The organism is Pseudomonas sp. Q1-7 (genome assembly GCF_028010285.1).
Classification (GTDB): domain Bacteria; phylum Pseudomonadota; class Gammaproteobacteria; order Pseudomonadales; family Pseudomonadaceae; genus Metapseudomonas.
On the sequence record NZ_CP116304.1, the window covers coordinates 3,749,239 to 3,774,676 of the forward strand.

23 protein-coding genes and 2 pseudogenes are annotated in these 25,438 nt (G+C 64.0%); 10 read left to right on the top strand and 15 right to left on the bottom strand.

Annotated elements, in window-relative coordinates:
• Window positions 1-11: 11 nt before the first annotated feature.
• The 3 genes and pseudogenes from PJW05_RS17360 (at window position 12) to cobA (ending at window position 3,812) form a co-directional block, all read left to right on the top strand.
• Window positions 12-1,682 (top strand): bifunctional protein-serine/threonine kinase/phosphatase, encoded by a 1,671-nt coding sequence (locus PJW05_RS17360; protein ID WP_271408215.1) that lies wholly within the window; start codon window positions 12-14, stop codon window positions 1,680-1,682.
• Between the two features lie 254 nt (window positions 1,683-1,936).
• Window positions 1,937-2,938: pseudogene (locus tag PJW05_RS17365) on the top strand (NAD(P)/FAD-dependent oxidoreductase); the annotation flags it as partial.
• Between the two features lie 136 nt (window positions 2,939-3,074).
• The gene (gene cobA / locus PJW05_RS17370) at window positions 3,075-3,812 is read left to right on the top strand and encodes a uroporphyrinogen-III C-methyltransferase (RefSeq protein WP_271408216.1); all 738 of its coding nucleotides are present in this window, start codon (window positions 3,075-3,077) and stop codon (window positions 3,810-3,812) included.
• A gap of 143 nt (window positions 3,813-3,955) precedes the next feature.
• On the opposite strand, the gene PJW05_RS17375 is transcribed toward cobA, so the two are convergent.
• The 9 genes and pseudogenes from PJW05_RS17375 to ppsA all read right to left on the bottom strand — a co-directional run bounded on the left by PJW05_RS17375 (window position 3,956) and on the right by ppsA (window position 11,717).
• Complete coding sequence (locus PJW05_RS17375) at window positions 3,956-5,008, bottom strand: OmpA family protein (RefSeq protein WP_271408217.1); 1,053 nt, start codon at window positions 5,006-5,008, stop codon at window positions 3,956-3,958.
• Window positions 5,009-5,117: 109 nt separating this feature from the next.
• Window positions 5,118-5,708, bottom strand: coding sequence for an RNA polymerase sigma factor SigX (gene sigX, locus PJW05_RS17380; protein WP_083245941.1), 591 nt, complete (start codon window positions 5,706-5,708; stop codon window positions 5,118-5,120).
• 95 nt (window positions 5,709-5,803) lie between these two features.
• Entirely contained in the window at window positions 5,804-6,628 is an 825-nt protein-coding gene (locus tag PJW05_RS17385; RefSeq protein WP_271408218.1) for a mechanosensitive ion channel family protein, read from the bottom strand.
• 2 nt (window positions 6,629-6,630) lie between these two features.
• On the bottom strand, window positions 6,631-6,885 hold the full coding sequence (locus PJW05_RS17390; protein WP_271408219.1) for a CrfX protein: 255 nt from the start codon (window positions 6,883-6,885) through the stop codon (window positions 6,631-6,633).
• 48 nt (window positions 6,886-6,933) lie between these two features.
• Window positions 6,934-7,223, bottom strand: a pseudogene (locus tag PJW05_RS17395) (CorA family divalent cation transporter); the annotation flags it as partial.
• Between the two features lie 193 nt (window positions 7,224-7,416).
• A complete protein-coding gene (gene rraA, locus PJW05_RS17400) occupies window positions 7,417-7,905 on the bottom strand; it encodes a ribonuclease E activity regulator RraA (RefSeq protein WP_271408221.1) in 489 nt (162 codons plus the stop codon).
• Window positions 7,906-7,925: 20 nt separating this feature from the next.
• Complete coding sequence (locus tag PJW05_RS17405) at window positions 7,926-8,225, bottom strand: Rieske (2Fe-2S) protein (protein WP_271408222.1); 300 nt, start codon at window positions 8,223-8,225, stop codon at window positions 7,926-7,928.
• A gap of 76 nt (window positions 8,226-8,301) precedes the next feature.
• Window positions 8,302-9,282, bottom strand: coding sequence for an alpha/beta fold hydrolase (locus PJW05_RS17410; RefSeq protein ID WP_271408223.1), 981 nt, complete (start codon window positions 9,280-9,282; stop codon window positions 8,302-8,304).
• Window positions 9,283-9,347: 65 nt separating this feature from the next.
• Window positions 9,348-11,717: a phosphoenolpyruvate synthase gene (gene ppsA / locus PJW05_RS17415; RefSeq protein ID WP_271408224.1), complete on the bottom strand. Its 2,370-nt coding sequence runs from the start codon at window positions 11,715-11,717 to the stop codon at window positions 9,348-9,350.
• Here ppsA and PJW05_RS26840 point away from each other — a divergent pair.
• Together PJW05_RS26840 and ppsR are read left to right on the top strand one after the other, a co-directional pair.
• On the top strand, window positions 11,664-11,867 hold the full coding sequence (locus PJW05_RS26840) for a hypothetical protein (protein ID WP_442969168.1): 204 nt from the start codon (window positions 11,664-11,666) through the stop codon (window positions 11,865-11,867). The two genes, ppsA and PJW05_RS26840, sit on opposite strands and share 54 nt — an antisense overlap.
• A 14-nt stretch (window positions 11,868-11,881) precedes the next feature.
• Window positions 11,882-12,700, top strand: a complete 819-nt coding sequence (ppsR, locus tag PJW05_RS17420) for a posphoenolpyruvate synthetase regulatory kinase/phosphorylase PpsR (RefSeq protein WP_271408225.1) — start codon at window positions 11,882-11,884, stop codon at window positions 12,698-12,700.
• Window positions 12,701-12,755: 55 nt separating this feature from the next.
• Here ppsR and prpF read toward each other — a convergent pair whose 3' ends face one another.
• The 5 genes from prpF to PJW05_RS17445 form a co-directional block, all read right to left on the bottom strand.
• Window positions 12,756-13,943, bottom strand: coding sequence for a 2-methylaconitate cis-trans isomerase PrpF (gene prpF / locus PJW05_RS17425; RefSeq protein WP_271408226.1), 1,188 nt, complete (start codon window positions 13,941-13,943; stop codon window positions 12,756-12,758).
• A 63-nt stretch (window positions 13,944-14,006) separates the two neighbouring features.
• On the bottom strand, window positions 14,007-16,628 hold the full coding sequence (gene acnD, locus PJW05_RS17430; protein WP_271408227.1) for a Fe/S-dependent 2-methylisocitrate dehydratase AcnD: 2,622 nt from the start codon (window positions 16,626-16,628) through the stop codon (window positions 14,007-14,009).
• Complete coding sequence (prpC, locus tag PJW05_RS17435; RefSeq protein ID WP_271408228.1) at window positions 16,628-17,785, bottom strand: bifunctional 2-methylcitrate synthase/citrate synthase; 1,158 nt, start codon at window positions 17,783-17,785, stop codon at window positions 16,628-16,630. Before prpC ends, acnD begins: the two co-directional genes overlap by 1 nt.
• Window positions 17,786-17,869: 84 nt before the next feature.
• On the bottom strand, window positions 17,870-18,754 hold the full coding sequence (gene prpB, locus PJW05_RS17440; RefSeq protein WP_271408229.1) for a methylisocitrate lyase: 885 nt from the start codon (window positions 18,752-18,754) through the stop codon (window positions 17,870-17,872).
• Window positions 18,751-19,473, bottom strand: a complete 723-nt coding sequence (locus tag PJW05_RS17445; RefSeq protein ID WP_271408230.1) for a GntR family transcriptional regulator — start codon at window positions 19,471-19,473, stop codon at window positions 18,751-18,753. Before PJW05_RS17445 ends, prpB begins: the two co-directional genes overlap by 4 nt.
• Window positions 19,474-19,776: 303 nt before the next feature.
• Here PJW05_RS17445 and rloA point away from each other — a divergent pair, with 303 nt between their 5' ends.
• Genes rloA through PJW05_RS17460 form a run of 3 tightly spaced genes read left to right on the top strand, consistent with a single transcriptional unit; the run spans window position 19,777 to window position 22,835 of the window.
• The gene (rloA, locus tag PJW05_RS17450) at window positions 19,777-20,313 is read left to right on the top strand and encodes a retropepsin-like aspartic peptidase RloA (RefSeq protein ID WP_271408231.1); all 537 of its coding nucleotides are present in this window, start codon (window positions 19,777-19,779) and stop codon (window positions 20,311-20,313) included.
• Window positions 20,314-20,318: 5 nt separating this feature from the next.
• On the top strand, window positions 20,319-21,845 hold the full coding sequence (gene rloB, locus PJW05_RS17455; protein WP_271408232.1) for an osmotic stress tolerance membrane protein RloB: 1,527 nt from the start codon (window positions 20,319-20,321) through the stop codon (window positions 21,843-21,845).
• 3 nt (window positions 21,846-21,848) lie between these two features.
• Window positions 21,849-22,835, top strand: coding sequence for an alpha-L-glutamate ligase-like protein (locus PJW05_RS17460; protein ID WP_271408233.1), 987 nt, complete (start codon window positions 21,849-21,851; stop codon window positions 22,833-22,835).
• A gap of 169 nt (window positions 22,836-23,004) precedes the next feature.
• Here PJW05_RS17460 and speE read toward each other — a convergent pair whose 3' ends face one another.
• Entirely contained in the window at window positions 23,005-23,865 is an 861-nt protein-coding gene (gene speE / locus PJW05_RS17465; protein WP_271408234.1) for a polyamine aminopropyltransferase, read from the bottom strand.
• 206 nt (window positions 23,866-24,071) lie between these two features.
• On the opposite strand from speE, the gene PJW05_RS17470 reads away from it, so the two are divergent.
• On the top strand, window positions 24,072-24,932 hold the full coding sequence (locus PJW05_RS17470) for a DNA-3-methyladenine glycosylase family protein (RefSeq protein WP_271408235.1): 861 nt from the start codon (window positions 24,072-24,074) through the stop codon (window positions 24,930-24,932).
• Window positions 24,932-25,432 (top strand): methylated-DNA--[protein]-cysteine S-methyltransferase, encoded by a 501-nt coding sequence (locus PJW05_RS17475; RefSeq protein WP_271408236.1) that lies wholly within the window; start codon window positions 24,932-24,934, stop codon window positions 25,430-25,432. Before PJW05_RS17470 ends, PJW05_RS17475 begins: the two co-directional genes overlap by 1 nt.
• The last annotated feature ends 6 nt before the right edge of the window (window positions 25,433-25,438 follow it).

Here is a 25,438-nt window from a genome sequence, read left to right on the forward strand (position 1 = left end):
CTTTCAGCCCGATGACCTTGCAACTCAGCTTCGGCGAAGCCAGCGCCATCGGCCCACGTGCCGAGAACCAGGACGCCCTGCGCGTAGTCACCCCGGCGCCCGCCCTGGCCGCCAGCAAGGGCTACCTCTTCGCCCTGGCCGATGGCGTCAGCCAGTGTGCCGACGGCGGGCTGGCAGCTCGCGCCACCCTGCAGGCACTGGCGTCGGACTACTACTCCACCCCGGAAACGTGGGCCGTGGCCCAGTCCCTTGACCGGTTGCTGGTCGCCCATAACCGTTGGCTCCAGGCCAATGGCGGCGGCCAACCCCTGCTCACCACCCTGACCGCCCTGGTGCTGCGCGGTCGCCGATTCACCCTGGCCCACGTCGGCGACTGCCGCGCCTACCGCTGGAACGGCCGGCATCTGGACCGGCTCAGCGAAGACCATGTCTGGGAACAACCCGGCATGCAGCATGTGCTCAAGCGCGCCCTGGGTCTCGACCAGCACTTGGTGGTGGACTACCTGGACGGTGAACTGGCCGCGCAGGAGGGTTTCGTCCTCGTCAGCGATGGCGTCTGGGCGGTGCTTGGCGACCAGGGTATCCAGCGTATCCTCCAGGATGAACAGGATCTCCCCGCCGCCGCCCAGGCACTGGTGAGCGCCGCGCACCTGGCGGGCGGCCAGGACAACGCCAGTGCGCTGCTGATTCGCGTCGACAACCTGCCCCAGGCGGGCCTGGCGGACACCCTGGCGCAACTGGATCACTGGCCGCTGCCGCCACGCCTGCAGGATGGGCAGAACTTCGAAGGCTGGCAGGTTGAAGGCCTGGTCGCCGAGTCCCGCCAGTCCATGGTCTATCGGGTACGCGATAGCCAGGATCGCCGCTGGCTGTTGAAGACCCTGCCCGCCAGCCGCCATGACGAACCGGAGGCCGGCCCCGGCCTGATGCTGGAGGAGTGGTTTTTGCGGCGCGTCGCCGGACGCCACTTCCCCGAGGCCCATCCCCTGCCCCAGCGCCAGCACCTCTACTACGTGCAGCGCGAGTACGCCGGCCAGACCCTGGCCGAGCACCTGCGCCTCAGTGGCCCGATGGCACTGCCGGATTGGCAGGACATCGCTCCGCGCCTGCTTCGGGCCATCGGCCAACTGCACCGACGCAACATCCTGCACCGCGACATCAAGCCGGAGAATCTGCTGTGGGGTAACGACGGCGAACTCCGCCTGCTGGACTTCGGCCTGGCCTACTGTCCGGGCCTGTCCCAAGGCGAGCCTCACAGACTGCCCGGCACCCCCAGCTACATCGCTCCAGAAGCCTTTGCGGGTGACCCGCCCTCGCCCAGCCAGGACCTCTACGCCGCAGGTGTGACCCTCTATCACTTGCTCACCGCACATTACCCCTACGGTGAGATCGAGGCCTTTCAGCACCCACGGTTCGGCACACCCACGCCGGCCAGCCGCTATCGACCGGATCTGCCCGCCTGGCTGGACGAATGCCTGGCCCGTGCAGTCGCGGCCGACCCGATCCGTCGCTACGAAACGACCGAGGAGTGGCTGCTGGCCCTGGAGCAGGGTGAGCGCCGCCCCCTTGCCACCCGGCCCCGGCCATTGCTGGAGCGCGAACCGCTGAAGGTTTGGCGCGGCATGGCGCTACTGTCCCTGTTGCTCAACCTGACCCTGCTGGTGATCCTGCTGCACGGATGACGCACCAGGCCGGTGCGATGCGCCCCAGGCTAGTGCGAAGCGACCCACGGGTCATCCCGCCAGACGCCGAAACAGGCGGGCTCCAAGGGTTGGCACGGCGCCTGCAAAAGACCAATCGACAACCTACAAAAAGCGCCCGCCTCAACGACGAGACGGCACTTTCCCGATTGAACGGGACTTGGACAAAGGCGTCCTGCTGGCAACAGCGGGACGCCTTTTTTGTTGGCTCGACGTTTATGCAGGAGTGTCCTGGCATGAAAGCATCCAAGCTGGTGGTGATCGGAAACGGCATGGCCGGAGTGCGTACCCTCGAAGAATTGTTGAAGCTCGCCCCCGAGCGCTACCAGATCACGGTGTTCGGCGCCGAGCCCCATCCCAACTACAACCGCACCCTGCTTTCCCCCGTGCTGGCGGGCGAGCGGTCCTTCGAGGAGATCATCCTCAACGACCTCGCCTGGTACGCAGATAACGGCATCGAGTTGCTGCTGGGCCGCAAGGTAGTGAAGATCGATCGCCAGCGGCGCCAGGTCATCGCCGAGGATGGCACCCGCGCCGACTACGATCGTCTGGTGATTGCCACCGGCTCCACGCCAAGCCGTCTCTCCATACCCGGCAACCGCTTGCGTGGCGTGATCGGCTATCGCGACATCGCCGGCACCCGCGCCATGATCGAAACGACCCGCAGCCACAGCCACGCCGTGGTGATCGGCGGCGGACTGCTCGGCCTGGAAGCGGCCAACGGCCTCAAGCAACGCGGCATGGCAGTGACCGTGGTGCACCTGGCGGACTGGTTGCTGGAAAAGCAGCTCGACCAAACGGCCGGCGACAAACTGCAACGCGCCTTGCAAGCCCGGGGTATCCGTTTCCGCCTGGGCACCGCAACCGAGGAATTGATCGATAACGGCGACGGCCGTGTCTGCGCCGTACAACTGGAAAGTGGCGAGGTCATCACCGCCGATCTCGTCGTAATGGCGGCCGGCATTCAACCCAACACCGAACTGGCCCAACTCGCCGGCCTGCCGTGCAACCACGGCATCCTGGTGGACGACACCCTGCAAACCTACGACCCACGCATCTATGCCATCGGCGAATGCGCGAACCATCGCGGCGTTTCCTATGGGCTTGTGGCTCCGCTGATGGAACAGGCCAAGGTTTGCGCCAATCACCTGGCCATGCTCGGTTTCGCTCGCTATCAGGGCTCGCGAACGGGCACGCGGCTCAAGGTTGCCGGCATCGAGATGTTCAGCGCTGGCGACCTGCCCCACCCAGGCGAGGTCGCCGGCATGCCCGGCGCCTGCCCGCTGCACGACTGGCAGATCGAACTGGCCTCCGATGACGTGCTGGCCTGGACCTGAATCAATTGCGGCGCGCTGCGCGCCGGGGAGAACCTTGATGAATGGCAAAGTCTGGCTGGTTGGCGCTGGCCCCGGCGACCCCGAACTCCTGACCCTGAAAGCGGTGCGAGCCCTGAACCAGGCGGAAATCGTCATGATCGACGACCTGGTCAATCCGGCGGTGCTGGAGCATTGCCCCGATGCCCGCGTGATACGTGTCGGCAAGCGCGGCGGCTGCCGCTCCACCCCGCAGGAATTCATTCATCGCCTGATGTTGCGCTATGCCCGCCAGGGCAAATGCGTGGTCCGCCTGAAAGGGGGCGATCCGTGCATCTTCGGACGCGGCGGCGAAGAAGCCGAGTGGCTCTCCGAGCGCGGCATCGACAGCGAACTGGTCAACGGCATCACCGCTGGCCTGGCAGGAGCCACCAGCTGCGGCATTTCCCTCACCCTGCGCGGTATCAGCCGGGGCGTGACCCTGGTCACCGCCCATACCCAGGACGACAGCAGCCTCAACTGGCACGCCCTGGCGCAATCGGGCACCACCCTCGTGGTCTATATGGGCGTGGCCAAACTGGCGGATATTCGCGAAGGGCTATTGGCCGGCGGCATGCCCGGTGCGATGCCAGTGGCGATGATCGAGAACGCCTCCCTGCCCCAGCAGCGCGAATGCCGCAGCACCCTGACGCGGATGCAGGCAGATGCCGAGGGCTTCGCACTGAAGAGCCCGGCCATCCTGGTCATCGGCGAAGTCGCCGCGACCGAAGCGGTACTCCCGATGGCACAAAGCGCCTGACACAGTCTTCGCTCCTGCGAAGTAGTGCTTGCCCGGCCATGCCGGGCTTTTTTATGCGAGCGACACCGGCACACTCAACAACGGTTTTCTCCGGGCAAAGAAAAACCCGGCCAAGGCCGGGTTTTTCCTGGAGCTCGAGCCAATTACTTGGCCTGGGCTTCCACTTCAGCTTCTACACGACGGTTGATGGCGCGACCTTCAGCGGTAGCGTTATCGGCAACCGGGCGGGATTCGCCGTAGCCAACAGCGTTGACGCGCTCGCTGCCTACACCGTACTGGTCGACCAGTACATCGCGAACAGCGTCAGCACGACGCTCGGACAGCTTCTGGTTGTAGGCGTCGGTGCCCACGGAGTCGGTGTGACCTTCAACGGTGGTGGTGGTGGCCGGGTACTGGTTCATGAAATCAGCCAGGTTCTTGATGTCACCGTAGCTTTCTTCCTTGACCTTGGACTTGTCGAAGTCGAACTTCACGTCCAGTTCAACGCGTACCACCTCGGCAACAGCCGGGCAGCCATCGGCGTCAACGGTGACGTTGGCCGGGGTGTCCGGGCACTTGTCGACGTTGTCGCACACGCCGTCGTTGTCGCTGTCTGCGCAAACTTCGGCGACCGGAGCCGGGGCCGGCTCGGCTTGCTTGGTGGAGCCGCCGAAGTTGACGCCAACGCCAACACCAGCCATCCACTCGGCTTCCTGGGCATCCAGGTTGTACATGCCGTCCAGGCTGGCCTTGGCGAAGAAGTTCTCGGTGAAGTAGTACTTCAGACCAGTACCCACGTTGGCGAAGGTGCTGTGGTCACGACCGGTGCGCGGCGGAATGTTGCTGATGTTCTGATGGGCGAAGCCGGCAGAAACGTACGGGCGCAGGCCGACACCCGGGGTGCCGAAGTGGTAGATGGCATCCAGGGAAGCCAGGTTGCCTTTGATGTCCTTGTGGCCATTGACGCCGAAGGAGTCTTCGGAGGTCATGTCGTGGTATTCGCCATACGACAGAGCCAGGGAGACGTCGTCGGTCAGGTAGTAGCCTACCGAGCCGCCGTACAGGTTGCCGTTCTCGAGATCGCGAGAACTGTCGGTGAAGTAACGCTTACCGAACGCTTCCACCTCAACTGCGCCTTGGCCCTGAGCCAGCGCGTTCAGCGAAAAAGCGGCAACAAGAGAGCCAATGGCTACGCCTAAGGTGTTTTTCAGTTTCATCCGTAAATCCCCATCTTGGTGGTCAGTAAGTTGTCGAACAATTTGCAGACAACTTGGGCGGCAATTCTAGCAGAACGCGCCGGCCAATAAAGAGATTATTTTTTTCGAACTAAGTTTCAGCAAGGCCGGAAAATTTTTCGCGCAGACGATCCAATGCACGCTTGTAGCGCATCTTCGTGGCGCTCAAGCCCATATGCATAATGTCTGCGATCTCCTGGAACTCCAGCTCTGCGACAAATCGCAGCACCAGAATTTCCCTATCGATGGGATTGACATGTACCAACCATCGCTCGAGCCCCCCGCGCTCCTCTACCTTCGGCGCTTTCTCGTCAGACGCTTCCTCCAACGGATCCAGACTAAGCGCATCGAGCAAACGGCGTTTTCGGCGCTCTTTTCGGTATTGGGTAATACACTCGTTATACGTAATGCTATATAGCCATGTCTTGAACTTCGACTTGCCTTCGAAGTTTTTCAATCCATAAAGTACCTTCAGCATCACTTCCTGACAGACATCATCCGCGTCCCGATCATTCCCTAAATAACGGGCGCAAACGTTGAATAAGGTGCGCTGGTAGCGTCGCATCAACTCTTCATAGGCGCGAGTGACGTGGAACAGCTCGACATGCGCGCGCTCCACCAGCTCCTCGTCAGAGAGCTCGCGTGGGTCATAGCGCAAGGACAGCGATTGGGGCTTGTTCAAAACGGGTCGGGCCGACAGTCAGGTCAAAAGCCGCCGGGGCGCGGCGTTCGCGCCCCTTGTCTGGCGGCATACATTAGCAGGGAAAAGCCGTCGTGTTAGCGGCTGGTTACCCGTTGATCGAGCAAAGTGCGGTTCGACACCGATACCAGCTCACCTTCCTCGGTGAGCAGCAGAGTCTTCACCGTGCCGATCTCTTCGATCTGCCCTTCGACATCACCCACCTTCACTTGTTGCCCAACCTGATAGAGCTCGCGCACATAAATGCCGGCAAGGATCTGCCCGGCGATCTCACGGCTGCCGAGCCCCAGGGCCAGCGCCGCCGCCAAGCCGAAGGAAATCAGCACAATGGCGATGACATTGTTCAACAGGTCGGTCTTGACCTCCAGTTGGCCAATGGCCACGGAGATGCTGATGATGATGACCAGGCCCTGGGCGATTCGGCCCAGACCGTGGGCGTATTCCAGACCCACGCCTTCGGCGGCGCCGCGCACCAGGCCGCTGACCAGTTGCGCCAACAGCACGCCCGCCAGCAGCACCAGGGCGGCACCCAGGACCTTGGGCAGGTACAGCGCCAGCACGTCGAGGGTGGCGGACACGCGATCCAGGCCGAGGGATTCGGCGGCGGACACGAGGAAAATGAGCAGCACGAACCAGTAGACGATCTTGCCGATCAGGGTGGATACCGGCACCTGGATGCCGGCGCGAGCCAACATCTTGGTCAGGCCGGTGCCCGCCATCAGGCGATCCAGCCCCACCTTGGCCAGCAGCTTGGACAGCAGGGTATCGAGCAGCTTGGCCACCACGAAGCCCAGCAGCACCACCACCAGCGCGCCGAACAGGCGTGGAATGAAGCCCGCCACCGGTGTCCACACCGAGGTCATGGCGTTAACGAGTCCTTGGGTCCAGGGGTCGAATTCCATGTTCAATCAGCCTTATCTGCAGAACGGACAGAAGCGTTGCGGCGCGAAACAGGCGCCAGGTGGGGCGAGCCATTGTTAAGGGCCATCATCAGGGTTTCCAGCCAGTGGCCCATGAGGCTGAACAGATCCCCCGCCCCGACTTGCCGGTTGGCGGTCTTGAGCACACGGCCCAAGGTCGCGTCGTCGTCGTGATCGGAGTGCGGAGAGGCCTTGAGCAAATCCCGCAGGGATTCTTCGAACGGATCGTGCATGCGCACCTCGCGTGGATATGTCGGCTAGACGAGGCCGGAGCAGGTCGGGTCACATCAGAGCCAGCACAACCGACGGAACAACCACAACTGGAACCCCGCCACACCAAGGATCGGCGCACCGCGAGGATGAAGCCTCACGACCTCACGTCACCTGGGATGCCGCCCACGTTCACGCCCAGCATGCCGTTGATGAAGCGCAGCGGCAGGAAGAAACCGGTGGTGATACCAGGCAGGTACATGGCCTGGCTGCTGCGCTCGCCCTGGCGTCGACTTTCGATTTCAAGGTAGCGGGTGAGACGCCTGTTCAGCTCACTCCAATAATCGCTGTCGCCTTCCACGAACCAGGGCACCGGCTACGCACTCGCGGGCGGCTGCGATCCCCGCGCAGTCAAAGGCTCAGCTCCGGCGCCAGCTGCATGGCCAACGCCTCTCCGGAGGCCGGCTCGGAATTGGTCCGCCCGTCCAGCACGACGGCATGTGCCTCGAACACCCAGTCACCCTGGAAGAAACAGCCCGGCTTTCGCCGGGCGCCTTCGGTCAGGCCGGCATTTCCAGGGGTTTGGGCGAAATGATGATGCCGTTGTTGTCGGCGTACACGTAGTCACCCGGCCGGAAAGTGACACCACCGAAGGTGACCGCCACATTCAGGTCGCCGATCCCGCGCTTGTCTGTCTTCATCGGGTGGCTGGCCAGGGCCTGGACGCCCAGGTCGGTCTGGGCGATCACGTCGACGTCACGGATGCAGCCGTAGACCACGATTCCTTCCCAACCGTTGTTCGCGGCTTTCTCGGCCAGCATGTCGCCGAGCAGTGCGCGACGCAGGGAGCCGCCACCATCCACCACCAGCACCTTGCCCTTGCCAGGCAGGTCGACCTGCTCCTTGACCAGGGAATTGTCCTCGAAGCATTTGACAGTGACGATCTCGCCGCCAAAGGAATCGCGGCCACCGAAATTGCTGAACATGGGCTCGACAACCTGGACCAGGTCCGGATAGGCATCGCACAGATCAGGGGTAACGTATTGCATGGACATCTCCTTGATAGCAGTTACAGATCGAGCCCGATGCGGTCGCCGTCGTAGGCCAGCGGCAAGCGCTGCAACGGCGGGCAAGGCGCATTGAGCGCACGGCCATGGACCAGATCGAAGGCGATGCCGTGCCTGGAACAACGCAGCAGCCGGCCTTCGAGCGTGCCGGTGTGCAGGGGGGCACCCTGATGCGGACAGCGATTTTCCATAAGGATCGGCTGCTGATCAACGACGATCAGCAACAATTGCCGGCCCTGCACCTCAAAAGTCTTCTGATAGCCATCCTGCAGGTTGATCAGCCGTTCCAGCGCAACGAACATAGGACCTCCGTCGCCCGCGATTCCCGCCATCTTTAGCACAGCCTCTCGTCAGCCGAAACCGCCGACTACCGGCAAGCTACGCACTATCCGGGGCCTTCAGCGCGATCGGCAGACGCCGATGTTCCAGCCAGTACGCCACCAGGGGCCAGACCTCGCGTTCGGCAGCCTTGCTCACCAGCATCTCGACATGACCGAAGTCGCCACTGAATCCTCCATCCTTCGCCAGCCTGAGGAAATGTCGATACGCCTCCGGCACCTGCGCCGCCAGCTTGCGGCAGGCCCAGACGGGGTCCTGCAGGTCGCCGGCCGCGGCCACCGCCAGCACAGGCACGCGAACTTCCGCCAACCCCGCCCACCAGTCTCGCTCGGCATCGCCAAAACGACCGAACAGTCCGTGCCAGCGCAGGCTTTCCAGCACCAGGCCGATAGGTTCGTCTTCTGGCCCGCGCTTCAACAATGAGCCGGAGATCACGTCGAAACGCTTGAGCAGCAGGCGCCCACCCCACTCCACCGGCGGCATCTTGAGCGGCCAGTACCGACGGCTGATCTGGGTGCCGAACAAGGCAGCCGAGGCCACGTTTTCCTCGCCCAGGTAATGCCCGCCCAGGGCTGCCGCCAGGGTCGTACCCCCGAGGGAATGGCCGACCCAATGCGGCACCCGCCCATTCTGTTCGCGCACGAAGGCGGCGATGGCGGGCAGGTCATAGCGCGCATAGTCGGCCACGCAATTGCGGCGGTAGCGCTGGTTGCGTGGCGACAGGCCATGACCGCGCATCTCGGCGATCCAGACGTCGAATCCGACGCGCGCCAGGTACGGTCCCAGGCCAAGGCCCTTGGGCGAATACCAGAAACGGCGATTGGAAAAGCTGCCGTGCACCAGGATCACCGGCACACCACGACCGCCTTCCTGGCCGAAACGGCCGAGGCGGGTCAGGACCAGTTCGACGCTCGGATCCGGACTGTTGCCGGGTTTCAGGCGATAGACATCTTCGGTCAGGTCGCCACGGAGTTCTGCGCTGATCAGCGCAACGGGAAAGAGATCGCTACTGCTTTGCATGATTGTCGCTTGCACAAAAAAGGGCGGGTTTGAAACCCGCCCTTTTCGTTTCGACCAACGAAGGATCAGGCCTGCCCTTCCGCCAGGAAGAACCAGGTATCCAGGACGGAGTCGGGATTCAAGGACACGCTTTCGATGCCCTGCTCCATCAGCCACTTGGCCAGGTCCGGGTGGTCGGAAGGTCCCTGGCCGCAGATGCCGATGTACTTGCCGGCCTTGTTGCAGGCGGCAATGGCATTGGCCAGTAGCTTTTTCACGGCGGGATTACGCTCGTCGAACAGGTGGGCAACGATCCCGGAATCGCGGTCCAGGCCGAGGGTCAGCTGGGTCAGGTCGTTGGAGCCGATGGAGAAACCATCGAAGAACTCCAGGAACTCTTCAGCCAGCAGGGCGTTGGACGGCAATTCGCACATCATGATGACCTTCAGGCCATTCTCACCGCGCTTCAGGCCGTTGCTGGCCAGCAATTCCACCACTTGCGACGCTTCGCCCAGGGTACGCACGAAGGGCACCATGATCTCGACGTTGGTCAGGCCCATCTCGTTGCGCACTTTCTTCAGCGCGCGGCATTCCAGCTCGAAGCAGTCGCGGAAGGATTCGCTGATGTAGCGCGAGGCGCCACGGAAGCCGAGCATCGGGTTTTCTTCTTCCGGCTCGTAGAGCTTGCCGCCGATGAGGTTGGCGTACTCGTTGGACTTGAAGTCGGACAGGCGCACGATGACCTTCTTCGGCCAGAACGCCGCGGCCAGGGTGCTGATACCCTCCACCAGCTTCTCGACGTAGAAGCCCACCGGATCGCTGTAGCCGGCGATGCGCTTCTCGACGCTTTCCTTGATTTCGGCCGGCAGGCTGGCGAAGTTCAGCAACGCCTTCGGGTGCACGCCGATCATGCGGTTGATGATGAACTCCAGGCGCGCCAGGCCCACGCCCTCGTTGGGCAGTTGGGCGAAGTCGAAGGCACGATCCGGGTTGCCGACGTTCATCATGATCTTGAACGGCAACTCGGGCATGGCGTCGACCGAATTCTTGCGCACGTCGAAGCCCAGCTGGCCTTCGAAGATGAAACCGGTGTCGCCTTCGGCGCAGGATACGGTCACGCCCTGGCCATCCTGCAGGACGGAGGTGGCGTTGCCGCAGCCGACCACGGCCGGGATGCCCAGTTCACGTGCGATGATCGCGGCGTGGCAGGTACGGCCGCCACGATTGGTGACGATGGCGCTGGCGCGCTTCATCACCGGCTCCCAATCCGGGTCGGTCATATCGGAGACCAGCACGTCGCCGGGCTGGACCTTGTCCATCTCGGAAACGTCGTGGATCACGCGAACCGGGCCGGCGCCGATGCGCTGGCCGATGGCGCGACCTTCCACCAGGACCGTACCCTTCTCCTTCAGCAGGTAGCGCTCCATCACGGTGGCGCTGGCACGGCTCTTCACGGTTTCCGGGCGGGCCTGCACAATGTACAGCTTGCCGTCGTCACCGTCCTTGGCCCATTCGATGTCCATCGGACGGCCATAGTGTTTCTCGATGATCAGCGCCTGCTTGGCCAGTTCGGTCACTTCGGCATCGCTCAGGGAGAAGCGGGCGCGATCGGCACGTTCCACGTCCACGGTCTTGACCGACTTGCCAGCCTTGGCTTCGTCGCCATAGACCATCTTGATCGCCTTGCTGCCCAGGTTGCGGCGCAGGATGGCGGGGCGACCAGCCTCCAGGGTCGGCTTGTGCACGTAGAACTCGTCGGGGTTCACCGCGCCCTGCACCACGGTCTCGCCGAGGCCGTAGGCGGCGGTGATGAACACCACGTCACGGAAACCGGACTCGGTGTCCAGGGTGAACATCACGCCGGCCGTGCCGGTTTCCGAGCGGACCATGCGCTGCACGCCGGCAGACAGGGCGACCAGCTTGTGGTCGAAGCCCTGGTGCACGCGATAGGCGATGGCACGGTCGTTGAACAGGGAGGCGAATACCTCCTTGGCGGCGCGGATCACGTTGTCCACGCCACGGATATTCAGGAAGGTTTCCTGCTGGCCGGCGAAGGAAGCGTCGGGCAGGTCTTCGGCAGTGGCGGAGGAACGCACGGCCACAGCCAGGTTGTCGTTGCCCCCGGCCAGCTCGGCGAAGGCGGTTCGAATCTCGGCATCCAGACGCGCCGGGAACTCGGCGTCCATCACCCACTGGCGGATTTCCGCGCCGGTCTTGGCAAGGGCGTTGACGTCATCCACATCGAGCCGGTCGAGAGCCGCGTGGATGCGATCGTTCAGGCCGCTCTGCTCGAGGAAGTCACGGTAGGCCTGGGCGGTCGTGGCGAAACCACCGGGAACGGAAACACCGGCGCCAGCCAGATTGCTGATCATCTCGCCCAGGGATGCGTTCTTGCCCCCCACATGCTCAACATCGTGAACGCCGAGCTTATCGAGGGAAACTACGTACTCTACCAAGGTGATCTCTCCACTATTTGTTGGAAAAGCTCATGCGGAGCGACTCCGCTGCGTTCTGGCTTTGGTCCAGAAAAATACGTCACAATGCCGACCGGCTCGGGCCTGGCGAAAAACGCGGCCTATCATAGCCAAGAATCGTTCCTGACTTAAGGCCTTTGGCGCAAATGAAACGAACCGCTTTCTTCATCTCCGACGGTACCGGCATCACTGCGGAAACCCTTGGCCAGAGCCTCTTGGCGCAGTTCGAGACCATTACCTTCAACAAGATCACGCGGCCTTATATCGACAGCGTTGAAAAAGCGCGCGCCATGGTACAGCAAATCAACAAGGCTGCGGAGGTTGACGGCGCCCGACCGATCATCTTCGACACCATCGTGAACCAGGAAATCCGTGACATCCTGGCCACTTCCAACGGTTTCATGATCGACATCTTCTCGACCTTCCTTTCGCCGCTGGAACAAGAACTTACCTCACACTCTTCGTACTCCGTCGGCAAGTCCCACTCCATCGGCCAGCACTCCAACTACATGGAGCGGATCGAGGCGGTGAACTTCGCCCTGGACAACGACGACGGCGCCCGCACCCACTACTACGACAAGGCCGACCTGATCCTGGTGGGCGTGTCCCGCTGCGGCAAGACGCCCACCTGCCTGTACATGGCGATGCAGTACGGCATCCGCGCCGCCAACTATCCGCTGACCGAAGAGGACATGGAGCGCCTGCAGCTTCCTGCCGCCCTCAAGAAGTACAAGGACAAGCTGTTCGGGCTGACCATCGACCCCGACCGCCTCACCGCCATCCGCAACGAACGCAAACCCAACAGTCGCTACGCGAGCTTCGCCCAGTGCGAGTTCGAAGTGCGCGAGGTGGAGAACCTGTTCCGCCGCGAGCACATCAATTTCATCAACTCCACCCATTTCTCGGTGGAAGAGATATCCGCCAAGATCCTGGTGGAAAAGGGCGTCGAACGGCGACTCAAGTAACCGACCGATGCTGAAAAAAGCCCGCTGCAGCGGGCTTTTTTCAGGGTGGCGTCACTCAGAACGCATCGCCGGGCACGCGCACCCAACCTTCCATCAGCACGCGGGCGCTGCGGCTCATGATGGCCTTGGTCACTGTCCATTCGCCGTCCACCCTGACCGCCTCGGCTCCGACGCGCAGGGTGCCCGACGGATGGCCGAAACGCACCGCGTTGCGCTCACCCCCGCCAGCCGCCAGGTTCACCAGGGTGCCGGGAATGGCCGCGGCAGTGCCGATGGCCACGGCCGCCGTGCCCATCATCGCGTGGTGCAGCTTGCCCATGGACAGCGCGCGCACCAGCAGGTCGACGTCCCCGGCCTTGACCTCCTTGCCACTGGAGGAGAGGTAATCCCTGGGCTGGGCCACGAAGGCGATCTTCGGCGTATGCTGCCGGGTGGCGGCCTCTTCCGCGGTCTTGATCAGGCCCATGCGCAAAGCGCCGGCCACGCGGATGGCCTCGAAACGCGCCAGCGCCTCGGGGTTGCCGTTGATGTGCTCGCGCAGTTCGGTTCCGGTGTAGCCGATCTCCTCGGCATTGACGAAGACGGTCGGGATGCCGGCGGTGATCATGGTCGCCTTCAGCGTGCCGATGCCCGGGACCTCCAGGTCGTCGACCAGGTTGCCGGTAGGGAACATCGAACCGCCCTCCTCGCCGTCATCGGACGGATCGAGGAACTCCAGCACGATTTCCGCAGCCGGGAAGGTCACGCCATCGAGTTCGAAATCGCCGGTTTCCTGGACCTGGCCATTGCTGACCGGCACGTGGGCGATGATGGTTTTCTGAATGTTGGCCTGCCAGATGCGCACCACACAGGTCCCGTCCCGGGGGATGCGCGCCGGGTCGACCAGCCCGGCATGCAGGGCGAAGGCCCCGGCGGCGGTGGACAGGTTGCCGCAATTGCCGCTCCAGTCGACGAAGGCCTTGTCGATGGAAATCTGCCCGTAGAGGTAGTCCACATCGTGATCGGGCTGAGCGCTCTTCGACAGGATCACGCATTTGCTGGTACTGGAGGTGGCTCCGCCCATGCCGTCGATGTGCGCGGAATAAGGATCGGGACTGCCGATCACCCGCATGAACAGTGCATCGCGCGCCGCACCCGGCACCTGGCAACGCTCGGGCAGGTCCTGCAGGCGGAAGAACACGCCCTTGCTGGTGCCGCCACGGATGTAAGTAGCGGGGATTTTCACTTGGGGTACGTGGGGCATGGAATTTGTCCTGAAAGACTTTGAACGCCCCTCTCCCGGCGGGAGAGGGGGTTGTCGCATGCTTCAGCCAACGGCCTGCTGCGACGAGGACTCGAGGAAGTCCTGGGCGAAGCGCTGCAGCACGCCACCGGCCTCGTAGATCGACACCTCTTCGGCGGTATCCAGGCGGCAGGTCACCGGCACCTTGAGGGATTCGCCATTGGTACGGCGGATCACCAGGGTCAGGTCGGTGCGCGGTTTGCGCTCGCCGATCACGTCGAAGGTTTCGGTGCCGTCGATGCCGAGGGTCTTGCGGGTGGTGCCCGGCTTGAACTCCAGCGGCAGCACGCCCATGCCGATCAGGTTGGTGCGGTGGATGCGCTCGAAGCCTTCGGCGACGATGGCCTCGACACCCGCCAGGCGCACGCCCTTGGCCGCCCAGTCGCGGGACGAACCCTGGCCGTAGTCGGCGCCGGCGATGATGATCAGCGGCTGCTTGCGCTCCATGTAGGTCTCGATGGCTTCCCACATGCGCATCACCTTGCCTTCCGGCTCGACGCGGGCCAGGGAACCCTTCTTCACCTCGCCGTCGACCACGGCCATCTCGTTCACCAGCTGCGGGTTGGCGAAGGTGGCGCGCTGCGCGGTCAGGTGATCGCCACGGTGGGTGGCGTAGGAGTTGAAGTCCTCCTCTGGCAGGCCCATCTTCGCCAGGTACTCGCCGGCCGCCGAGCTCGCCAGGATGGCGTTGGACGGCGACAGGTGGTCGGTGGTGATGTTGTCCGGCAGCACCGCCAGCGGACGCATGCCCTTGAGCGTGCGCTCACCGGCCAGGGCCCCTTCCCAGTACGGCGGACGGCGGATGTAGGTGCTCATCGGACGCCAGTCGTACAGCGGGCTCTCGGCTTCCTTCACCGCACCGAGGTCGAACATCGGGATGTAGATCTGTTTGAACTGCTCGGGCTTCACCGAGGCGGCGACGATGGCGTCGATCTCCTCGTCGCTCGGCCACAGGTCCTTCAGGGTAACGGGCTTGCCCGCCAGGTCATGGCCCAGCACGTCCTGCTCGATGTCGAAGCGCACGGTACCGGCGATGGCGTAGGCCACCACCAGCGGCGGCGAGGCGAGGAAGGCCTGCTTGGCATAGGGATGGATACGGCCGTCGAAGTTGCGGTTGCCGGAGAGCACGGCCGTGGCGTACAGGTCGCGGTCGATGATTTCCTGCTGGATCTTCGGGTCCAGCGCGCCGGACATGCCGTTACAGGTGGTGCACGCGTAGGCGACGATGCCGAAGCCGAGCTTCTCCAGCTCCGGCAACAGGCCCGCCTCTTCCAGGTACAGCTTGGCGACCTTCGAGCCAGGCGCGAAGGAAGTCTTCACCCAGGGCTTGCGCAGCAGCCCCAACTGGTTGGCCTTCTTCGCCAGCAGGCCGGCAGCCACGACGTTGCGCGGGTTGGACGTGTTGGTGCAGCTGGTGATCGCGGCAATGATCACCGCGCCATCCGGCATCAGGCCATCGGCCTCTTCGGCCTTGCCGGCCTCCAGCTTGGCCTCGTCGGCGATACCGCGCTCGGCCAGCGCGGAGGTCGGCAGGCGGCGATGGGGGTTCGACGGCCCGGCCATGTTGCGCACGACCGTCGACAGGTCGAACTGCAGCACCCGCTCGTACTCGGCGGTGACCAGCGCGTCGCCCCACAGGCCGGTGGTCTTGGCGTAGTTCTCGACCAGCTCCACCTGTTCCGGCTCGCGACCGGTCAGCTTGAGGTAATCGATCGTCTGCTGGTCGATGTAGAACATCGCCGCAGTGGCGCCGTATTCCGGGCACATGTTGGAGATGGTGGCGCGGTCGCCGATGGACAGGCTGTCGGCACCCTCGCCGAAGAACTCGACGTAAGCACCCACCACCCTCTCCTTGCGCAGGAACTCGGTGAGGGCCAGGACGATATCGGTGGCGGTGATACCGGGCTGGCGCTTGCCGGCCAGCTTGACGCCGACGATGTCGGGCAGGCGCATCATCGAGGCGCGACCGAGCATCACGGTTTCCGCCTCAAGGCCGCCGACGCCGATGGCGATCACGCCCAGGGCGTCCACGTGCGGAGTGTGGCTGTCGGTGCCGACACAGGTGTCGGGGAAGGCGACGCCCTCGCGCGCCTGGATCACCGGGCTCATTTTCTCCAGGTTGATCTGGTGCATGATGCCGTTGCCGGCCGGGATCACGTCGACGTTCTTGAAGGCGGTCTTGGTCCACTCGATGAAGTGGAAGCGGTCCTCGTTGCGACGCTCCTCGACCGCACGGTTCTTCTCGAAGGCGTCCGGGTCGAAGCCGCCGAACTCCACGGCCAGGGAATGGTCGACGATCAGCTGGGTCGGCACCACCGGGTTGACCTTGGACGGGTCACCGCCTTGCTCGGCGATGGCGTCGCGCAGGCCGGCCAGGTCCACCAGCGCAGTCTGGCCCAGGATGTCGTGGCAGACCACGCGGGCCGGGTACCAGGGAAAGTCCAGGTCACGCTTGCGCTCGATCAGCTGCTTGAGCGAATCGGTCAGCATGGCCGGATCGCAGCGGCGCACCAGCTGCTCGGCCAGCACGCGGGAGGTGTAGGGCAGCGTGGCGTAGGCGCCGGGGGCGATGGCATCCACCGCCTCGCGGGTGTCGAAGTAGTCCAGCCGGGTACCGGCCAGAGGCTTGCGGTATTGGCTGTTCATCACTTGCGGTCCTTGAGCGGCACGAACTTGAGGTCTTCCGGGCCGACGTAGTTGGCGCTCGGGCGGATGATCTTGCCGTCGATGCGCTGTTCGATGACGTGGGAAGACCAGCCGGAGGTACGGGCGATGACGAACAGCGGGGTGAACATGGCGGTGGGCACGCCCATCATGTGGTAGCTGACGGCGCTGAACCAGTCGAGGTTGGGGAACATCTTCTTGATTTCCCACATGGTCGACTCCAGACGCTCGGCAATGTCGAACATCTTGGTGTTGTTCTGCTCGGCGGACAGCTCGCGGGCGACTTCCTTAATCACCTTGTTGCGCGGATCGGACACGGTGTAGACCGGGTGGCCGAAGCCGATCACCACTTCCTTCTTCTCGACGCGGGCGCGGATGTCCGCTTCCGCTTCGTCCGGGTTGTCGTAGCGCTTCTGGATCTCGAAGGCCACCTCGTTGGCGCCGCCGTGCTTCGGACCACGCAGCGCGCCGATGGCGCCGGTGATGCAGGAGAACATGTCGGAACCGGTGCCGGCGATCACGCGGGAGGTGAAGGTGGACGCGTTGAACTCGTGCTCCGCGTAGAGGATCAGCGAGGTGTGCATGGCGCGGACCCAGGAGTCGCGGGGTTTCTCGCCGTGCAGCAGGTGCAGGAAGTGGCCGCCGATGGAATCGTCATCGGTTTCCACGTCGATGCGCTTGCCGTTGTGGCTGAAGTGGTACCAGTAGAGCAGCGCGGAGCCCAGGCAGGCCATCAGCTTGTCGGCGATGTCGCGGGCGCCCGGGTGGTTGTGGTCGTCCTTCTCCGGGGACAGGCAGCCCAGTACGGAAACCGCGGTGCGCATCACGTCCATCGGGTGGGCGGAGGGCGGCAGTTGCTCCAGGGCAGACTTGACCCCGGCCGGCAGGCCGCGCAGGGCTTTCAGCTTGGCCTTGTAGCCAGCCAGTTCGGCGACGGTCGGCAACTTGCCGTGCACCAGCAGGTGTGCGATTTCCTCGAACTCGCAGGTGGTGGCGACATCGAGGATGTCGTAGCCACGGTAGTGCAGGTCGTTGCCACTGCGACCAACGGTGCACAGGGCGGTGTTGCCGGCGGCGGTGCCCGAGAGGGCCACGGACTTCTTGGGTTTGAAGGCGGTGGTGTTTTCGGTAGCGCTCATCGCGTGAATCTCCTCATTTCTATCCGGTTGCTTGGCGTCTTGTTTTTCCGCGGGTCGCCCCTCGGGGGAGCGACCCGCGTCCGGTCATTTCTTGGCGGCGAACAGGGCGTCGAGCTTCTGCTCGAACGCGTGGTAGCCGATACGGTCGTAGAGTTCGGCGCGAGTCTGCATCAGGTCGACCACTTCTTTCTGATGGCCGTCGCGGCGAATGGCGGTGTACACGGCTTCGGCGGCCTTGTTGGCGGCGCGGAAGGCGGACAGCGGGTAGAGCTGGATGGCCACGCCGACCGAAGCCAGCTCATCGCGGGAGAACAGCGGGGTGGCGCCGAACTCGGTGATGTTGGCCAGGATCGGCACGTTCAGCGCGTCGACGAAGCGCTTGTAGGTCGGCAGGTCGTAGGCCGCTTCGGCGAAGATGGCATCGGCACCGGCCTCCACGTAGCGCTGGCAGCGCTCGATGGCGGCGTCCACGCCCTCGGCCTGGATGGCGTCGGTACGGGCGATCAGGAAGAAGTTCGGGTCGGTCTTGGCATCGGCGGCAGCCTTGACGCGGTCGGCCATCTCCTCGGTGGAGACGATTTCCTTGCCCGGACGATGACCGCAGCGCTTGGCGCCGACCTGGTCCTCGATATGGGCAGCGGCGGCACCGGCCTTGATCAGGTTCTTCACGGTGCGCTCGATGTTGAAGGCGCTGGGGCCGAAGCCGGTGTCGATGTCCACCAGCAGCGGCAGGTCGCAGACGTCGGTGATGCGGCGTACGTCGGTGAGCACGTCGTCCAGGGTGTTGATGCCCAGGTCCGGCAGGCCCAGGGAGCCTGCGGCCACGCCGCCACCGGACAGGTAGATGGCCTTGAAGCCGGCGCGCTTGGCCAGCAGCGCATGGTTGGCGTTGATGGCACCGATGACCTGCAGCGGACGTTCCTCGGCGATGGCGTCGCGGAAACGCTGGCCGGCGGTTTTCTGACTCATGACTCACCTCGTGTTTTGGACGGGTTGACGAGCGCTTCCTGGTAGTGGCGCTCGATATTGCGCTTGGAGGCGCCGATGTGACGGCGCATCAGCAACTCGGCCAGTTCGCCGTCACGGTCGGCGATGGCATCGAGAATCCGGTGGTGTTCGTTGAAGGCCTGCCGCGGCCGGTTCGGCACGCTGGAGAACTGCAGGCGGTACATGCGCACCAGTTGGTAAAGCTCACCGCAGAGCATCTTGGTCAGGGTCTGGTTACCGCTGCCCTGGATGATCCGGTAGTGGAAGTCGAAGTCGCCTTCCTGCTGGTAATAGCCACGGCCGGCCTGGAAAGCCTCGTCGCGTTCGTGGGTATCCAGCACCCGGCGCAATTCGTCGATCTCGGTCTGGCTCATGCGCTCGGCGGCCAGACGACAGGCCATGCCTTCGAGGGATTCGCGAATCTCGTAGAGCTCGATCAGCTCGGCATGACTGAGGGACACCACCCGCGCACCGACATGGGGCACGCGCACCAGCAGACGCTGCCCTTCCAGGCGGTGGATCGCTTCGCGCAGGGGACCACGGCTAATGCCGTAGGTGCGCGCCAGCTCGGGCTCGGAGATCTTGCTGCCCGGCGCGATCTCGCCTCGCACGATCGCCGTCTGGATGCGCCGGAAGACGGTCTCGGCCAGGGTTTCCGAGTCCAGCTGTTCAGTAACGGGGGCTTCAGGGGCGTCCAGCATGATTGTCGACACATTATTGTTTGATGGCGCAAAACTACTGCCAATAAAGGCGGCCTGTCAAACGCCATTCGACATATTGTCGACAATCGGCCTAATGACAAAAAATTTGGCACGGCATCACGCTCCAGCCTTTGGCGCCATAAGCGCCTGTCGCGGCGGAAAATCCGCGTGCTAGAATGCGCGCCGCCAGCGCCAGTCTGGGCGCCAGCGACTTGCCTGCTAGACTCCCAGACCAGGCGCCTCAGCCAAGATGGCCGTGGGCCGGGCTCCTGGACCGATGACCGCGTTACGCTCAAAGGACTTATGACACTCAAGCCCTTCGCCCCCTTAGCCTGCCTGCTCGCCCTCCCCGGCTTGAGCCTCGCCACCGAGAAGACCGTCTACGGCCTCAACGAGTATGCCCGGCTGAAGAATCTCGACCTGGAGGTCGCCGCCAAGCTCGACACCGGCGCCAAGACGGCCTCCCTCAGCGCCCGCGACATCAAGCGTTTCAAGAAGGACGGCGAAACCTGGGTACGCTTCTACCTGGCCATCGACGACACCCACGAACACCCGATCGAGCGCCCTCTGGCGCGCATCAGCAAGATCAAGCGCCGCGCCGGGGACTACGACCCCGACGAAGGCAAGACCTACACCGCCCGCCCGGTCATCGAGCTGGAGGTGTGCATGGGCCAGGCCCTGCGGCAGATCGAAGTGAACCTCACCGACCGCAGTGCTTTCCAATACCCGCTTCTGATCGGCTCCGAGGCGCTCAAGCGTTTCGATGCCCAGATCGACCCGAGCCTTAAATACGCAGCCGGCAAGCCCGATTGCGCCACCGACGCAAACTCTGACGAGTAACCCACATGCGCTCTCTTACCCTGCATCTGAAAGTCCTGATCACCCTGCTGGTGAGCCTGGGCATTCTGATAACGGCCTACCAGATATTCATCCAGGGCATCCCGATCACCGAGGATGAAACCGATGACCTCTGGAACATCGACGCCAAGGTCGAGTTCCAGGCGAGTCCGCGCGACCCGATCAAGGTCCAGATGTATGTTCCGCCGCTGAGCCGGAACTACGTCAGCCTCAACGAGAGCTTCATCTCCAACAACTACGGGGTGAGCATCAATCGCGTCGATGGCAACCGCAAGGTGACCTGGTCCGCCCGCCGCGCGAGCGGCAACCAGACCCTCTATTACCGCCTGGTGCTGACCAAGCGCTACAGCGGCGAGAAGGCCAAGGACAAGGGCCCGATCTTCCGCGACAGCATCCCGGTGGAAGGGCCCGAGAAGATCGCCGCCGAAGCCCTGCTGGCGCCCATCCGCCAGCACTCGGCCGACGTCGAGACCTTCATCAGCGAAACCATCAAGCGGGTCAACAACCTCAACGACGACAACGTCAAGCTGTTGCTGGCCGGCGACCCGAGCACCCCGAACAAGGCCAAGGTCATCGAGCTGCTGCTGTCCATCGCCCACGTGCCGATGGAACGCGTGCACACCATCCGCCTGGTGAGCGAGCAGGCGCAGAGCCCCGAGCTGTGGTTGCGCAGCTTCAACGGTGAGAACTGGCTGTACTTCAACCCCGAGTCCGGCGAGCAGGGCCTGCCCAACGACCGCCTGATCTGGTGGACCGGTGACGACAACCTGGTCACCGTCGACGGCGGCAAGAAGCCCCAGGTGACCTTCAGCATGAACAACAGCGAGATGAACGCCATCCGCCTGGCCAAGCTGACCGACGAGAACACCGACGCCGATTTCCTCGAATACTCGCTCTACGGCCTGCCGCTGCAGACCCAGCAGACCTACCAGATCATGATCATGATCCCGATCGGCGTGCTGGTGATCCTGGTCCTGCGCAACCTGATCGGCATCCAGACCCTGGGCACCTTCACCCCGGTGCTGATCGCCCTCGCCTTCCGCGAAACCCAGGTCGGCTTCGGCATTGTGCTGTTCACCATCATCACGGCGCTCGGCCTGTCGCTGCGCTCCTACCTGGAGCACCTCAAGCTGCAGATGCTGCCCAGGTTGTCGGTGGTGCTCACCTTCGTCGTGGTGCTGATCGCGGTGATCAGCCTCTTCAGCCACAAGCTCGGCCTTGAGCGCGGCCTGTCGGTGGCGCTGTTCCCGATGGTGATCCTGACCATGACCATCGAACGCCTGTCCATCACCTGGGAAGAGCGCGGCGGCAACCACGCCTTCAAGGTCGGTGTCGGCACCATCATCGCCGCGTCCCTGGCGCACATCCTGATGAGCGTTCCGGAGCTGATCTACTTCGTCTTCACCTTCCCGGCCGTGCTGATGATCCTGGTGGGCTTCATGCTGGCGATGGGTCGCTACCGCGGCTACCGCCTGACCGAACTCTTCCGCTTCAAAGCCTTCCTGAAGGACTGAGCCATGTTCGGCCTGATCAAGACGTGGAAAGCCCTTAACGCCCGCGGCATCATGGGCATCAACCGGCGCAACGCGGACTACGTGCTGAAGTACAACAAGCGGCACCTGTACCCGATCGTCGACGACAAGATCATCACCAAGCAGCGAGCCATCGAGGCGGGAATCCACGTACCCGAGATGTACGGGATCATCTCCACCGAGAAGGAAATCGAGAAGCTCGACGAGATCATCGGCGAGCGCAACGACTTCGTGATCAAGCCGGCGCAGGGCGCTGGCGGTGACGGCATCCTGGTGATCGCCGACCGTTTCGAAGGCCGCTACAAGACCGTCTCCGGCAAGATCATCAGCCACGAGGAAATCGAGCATCAGATTTCCTCGATCCTCACCGGCCTCTACTCCCTCGGCGGGCATCGTGACCGTGCGCTGATCGAGTACCGGGTGACGCCGGACCAGATCTTCAAGAGCATCAGCTACGAAGGCGTGCCGGACATCCGCATCATCGTGCTGATGGGCTACCCAGTGATGGCCATGCTGCGCCTGCCGACCCGCCAGTCCAGCGGCAAGGCCAACCTCCACCAGGGCGCCATCGGCGTCGGTGTGGACCTGGCCACCGGCGTGACCCTGCGCGGCACCTGGCTGAACAACAAGATCGCTAAGCACCCGGACACCACCAACGCGGTGGACGGCGTGCAGTTGCCCAACTGGGACGGCTTCATGAAGCTGGCGGCCGGCTGCTACGAGCTGTGCGGCCTGGGCTACATCGGCGTCGACATGGTGCTGGACCAGGACAAGGGGCCGCTGATCCTCGAACTCAACGCCCGTCCCGGCCTGAACATCCAGATCGCCAACGACTGCGGCCTGACCCACCGCGCCCACGCCGTCGAGGCCCGTCTCGCGGAACTGAAGGCCAAGGGCATCCAGGAAACCCCGGAAGAACGCGTGCGGGTGTCCCAGGAACTCTTCGGCCATGTGCGGCCAACGGAGATCTGATCCTCCGCTCCATGAGAAAGCCCGGCCCAGCGCCGGGCTTTCTCTTTTCCGCAACCTCACCGCGCTCGCAGGTGGGTGCCGAGCGCAGCGAAGCCCACCCTACGAGGACTTCCGCTCCCCTGATAGAAAAAGGGGCCTCACGGCCCCTTCCTTCATTTATCCAGGCAACTCAGTCGTTGCTCGGCTTGTTCACCGCATGCAGCACGTACTGCGGCAGGGCGAAGGCGCCGACGTGGATCTCCGGATTGTAATAGCGGGTGACGATACCGCTGCCGGCGTAGCGCTGGCGCAGGATGTCCACAGGGAGCTTGCGCAGCGCGGGGTCGGTGGTGCCCCAGGCGAACGTCATCGCACCGCCGATATAGGTGGGCACCGCCGCCTGATAGAAATGCCAGTCGGCGAACAGGCCGGTCATGCGGCTGGCGGTAGTCTGCACTTCGCCGAGTTGCATGAAAGGGGTGCCGTTCTGGGTCACCAGCACGCCGCCATCGTTCAGGCAGCGGCGACAGGCCTGGTAGAAGTTCTCGGAAAACAGCACCTCGCCCGGACCGATGGGGTCGGTGGAGTCGGAGATGATGACGTCGAACGTCTCCTCGGTGGTGGCGACGAAGCGCATGCCGTCGTCGATCACCAGGTTCAGGCGCGGGTCGTCATAGGCGCCCTTGGAGTGGTTGGGCAGGAACTCCTTGCACATGTCCACCACCGTGCCGTCGATCTCGACCATGGTGATGCGTTCGATGCCGCGGTGTTTGCACACTTCGCGCAGCATGCCGCCGTCGCCGCCGCCGATGATCAACACGCTCTTCACCGCGCCATGGGCGAGGATCGGTACATGGGTGAGCATCTCGTGGTAGATGAATTCGTCCGCCTCGGTGGTCTGGATCACACCGTCCAGCGCCATCACGCGGCCCATGCGCGCATTCTCGAAGATCACCAGGTGCTGGTGCTCAGTCCGCACCTCATGAAGCAGCTTGTCCATGCGGAACCGCTGGCCGTAACCGTCGTAGAGCGTTTCCAGGTAATCACTCATGGGCTATCTCCCCTGCTGGCTGTTGGAGCGGTCGGTGCCTCCGCCCCTTGAAAAGGCGCGCATTCTACGATGGCTTCGATGTCAGGTCGAACCGCGCGGGAGAATTTGAAAGTCAGTTTTGCAGAGACGACGCGGCGCCAGGAGGATATCGTCGCTCCATGCGCCCTCACCCACTCCTTGCCGATTCTCGCGAGCCCACCGAGCCCATGCGCCTTGACTATTTCGAGCCCTGGAGCTGGACGCAGTTCCAGCAACATTTCGCCCTGCGGCGCCTGCCCGGCGTCGAGCAACTGACGGCCGACAGCTACTGTCGCAGCTTCCGCCTGGACGGACGCAGTGGCTGGTTCCGCCTGCGCCCGCTGCCCGGCGCGCTGGAACTGGAGCTCAGCCCCTCGGCCCGCGACCTGGCGCCGCAACTGGCGCCGCGCATCCGGCGGATGTTCGATCTGGACAGCAACCCCGCCGCCATCGCGCGCCACCTGGGCCGCGACCCGCTGCTGCACGGACTGCTGGACCGCTACCCGGGCCTGCGCCTGCCAGTGGCGTTCGATCCCTTCGAACAGGGCGTGCGTACCATCATCGGCCAGCAGGTCACGGTGAAGGCGGCAGTGACCATCGCCGGGCGACTGGTGGAGCGCCTCGGGGTACCACTGGCGGATGCCGAGGCGGACGGCCCGCAGCGCCTGTTCCCCACGCCCCGGGCCATCGCCGATGATCCGCTGCCCGGCATCGGCATGCCCGGCAAACGGGTCGACACCCTGCGCCGCTTCGCCGGGGCGGTGGCCGACGGCAGCCTGGAACTGAGCCTGGCCGACGGCGTCGAAACCCTGATCGAACACCTTTGCGCCCTCCCCGGCATCGGCCGCTGGACCGCCGAATACATCGCCCTGCGCGCATTCGGACAACCGGATGCCTTTCCCACCGCCGACCTGGGCCTGCTCAAGTCGCCGCTCTGGGGCCCAGGCGGCATCAGCGCAAAGGAACTGGCCGAGCGCGCCGAACAATGGCGTCCCTGGCGGGCCTACGCGGCCGTCTATCTCTGGCAGAGCTACGCCGAGGAGCACTGATGTACTTCCGCTACCACGAAAGCCCCACCGGACCGCTGTTGCTGGCCGGCGACGACGCCGGCCTGCAGCTTCTGTACATGGACAACGCCGCGCGCTGGCACCCGCAGGCCGACTGGCAACCCGCGGCACGCCAGCTGGACGAGGCCTGTCGACAACTGGACCGCTACTTCGAAGGCCGCCTGAAACGCTTCGACCTGCGCCTGGCGCCGCGCGGTACCGCGTTTCAACAGGAGGTCTGGAAGGCACTGCAGGCAATACCCTACGGCCACACCACCAGCTACGGCGCGCTGGCCGAGCGTATCGGCAGACCCAGGTCGGTACGCGCCGTGGGCACGGCCAACGGCGCAAACCCCATTTCCATCATCATTCCCTGCCACCGGGTGATCGGTCGCGACGGCAGCCTCACGGGCTACGCCGGGGGCCTGCCGCGCAAGGCGCTGCTGCTCAAGCTGGAAGGCGTGAACCTGCAACCGGCGCAGGACCAGCTCTTGCTGATCTGACCGAGG